At 44.4% G+C, this 2,013-nt stretch carries 1 protein-coding gene; it reads left to right on the forward strand.

The window, feature by feature from the left end; translation table 11 throughout:
- The first annotated feature begins 605 nt into the window (after nt 1–605).
- Complete coding sequence (locus tag MLE14_RS22145) at nt 606–1,844, forward strand: IS110 family transposase (protein WP_243300528.1); 1,239 nt, start codon at nt 606–608, stop codon at nt 1,842–1,844.
- The last annotated feature ends 169 nt before the right edge of the window (nt 1,845–2,013 follow it).

Consider the following 2,013-nt stretch of genomic DNA (forward strand, 5'->3'; position numbering starts at 1 on the left):
TCCTCGTATATTAGTAGTAAGAGCTCTTTCTAGTAGAATTTCCAGTTGATCCGGACAACTGGGGATCTATTGGATTCCTATAGGAAAGTGGTTGCCTTTCGGCTCCCTCACTCTTTTTGTTTTGCCCTGTTCCACCCGTAAGGCCGGGGGAGCGAAAGGCGATCAATATAACCATTGATTATCATAGCTTGCAGGTGCTGACCTGCCGGCACAGCTAGTTGCTGTGCGCACAATTTCATACGTGACAGGGCGGAGAATGGAGCGTACTCCATTTCAAGACTTCGTCCTGTTTTGTATGTCTTCATTTTGTCGATTCATGCTTTTCTGCCAAACCTGCTCATGGGACAATAGGAGCTGACAGAATGGTCTCAGGAAATGGCTTTCACTCCTTGCGGACACACACGTGTACTGCTTAAAAAGCCTGCTACCTATGGCTCATCATGGAAGGTCTAACCCACTGGCTGCGCCGCTAGCTGGAAGAGAGTACAGCGCTCATGATGGTCTTCTAGCTTTTGAGTGCTTATGACGAGGAAGACATCGATGATCCCCATGGGCACCCAGGTCTGGCACGATTCTGATTATTTTTTCACTAGGAGGTGATTGGCATGTCACAAATGCTTGTCGGTGTAGACGTGAGCCTTCGATCCCACTATGTCCATTTCATGGATGGGGACGGGGCAGCACTGGCTGACTTTTCCGTTTCCAATGATCGTGCTGGGGCTGATACCCTGATCAAACGCATACTGGAAACGGCGGAAAAAAATCAGTACGCCCATATCAAAATTGGCATGGAGGCGACAGACCAATATAGTTGGCACATCGCTCATTATCTTCAAGAACAGCTAAAAGGATATGAACCTCATTACTGTTCTCAGATTTATGTGCTGAATGCTCGAAAGGTTGCACGCTTTAAAAAAGGGTACGATACACTGCCGAAAAACGATAAAATTGACGCCTGGGTTATCGCGGATCACCTGCGATTTGGACGATTGCCAGGCGAGATGAAGGAAGCGCATCATTATGCAGCTCTTCAGCGATTAACAAGAACCCGATTTCATATGATGAAAGAAATTGGTCGAAATAAGACGTACTTTTTAAACCAATTGTTTTTAAAGTTCAGTGGATTACGACAAGACAATCCATTTTCGAATGCATTCGGAACGACCAGTTTGGCCGTGATTGAAGAACTAGACCCCGAAACGATTGCCGAAATGAGCTTAGAAGACCTGACCGATTTCCTTCGGGAAAAAGGAAGAAACCGATTTGCCAATCCAGAAGAGATTGCTTCTTATTTACAGAAACTCGCTCGTTCTTCGTATCGTCTAAATAAAGCGATGGAAGATCCGGTTAATCTCTCCTTGTCTGTCACATTAAGCGTGATTCAGCACATGGAATCACAGGTAAAACGACTGGATAAAGAAATTGCGAAGTTGATGAAAGGTATTCCGCAAACATTGACTTCTGTTAAAGGCATTGGCGATGTATTCGCAGCTGGATTGATCGCTGAGATCGGCGATGCTCACCGGTTTAAAGATCATCATGCCCTTGCCAAGTACGCAGGACTTGTCTGGAATCAACATCAATCGGGCGAATACGAATCAGAAAACACAAGCAGAATGAGGACCGGCAATAAATATTTACGTTATTACCTCATTCAGGCAGCTGAATCGATTCGCAAGCACGATTCGGAATACAAAGCATTTTACTTAAAAAAATACAATGAAGTTCCAAAGCATAAACACAAACGTGCTCTCGTCATGACCGCAAGAAAACTGGTACGGCTGGTGCATTCGCTGTTACGCACCAACCAACTGTACACACCCCCTGAAAGGAGACGTGGATGATCACCACTTCACACCCTTTCAGCCCTTAAATAACTTCCATTTTTTTCTTTTTTTAAAAGAGAAAAAGCGAAGTTTATTTGTCATGCCCAAAATCTGCTTTGGTTTAGACAACTTACGTTTTAATTTCCAATTCATTTGATTTTGGTGCTTGACATATTACCACTGGGCT

The sequence above is a fragment of the Bacillus litorisediminis genome, assembly GCF_022808645.1.
Lineage (GTDB): Bacteria > Bacillota > Bacilli > Bacillales > JC228 > Bacillus_BF > Bacillus_BF litorisediminis.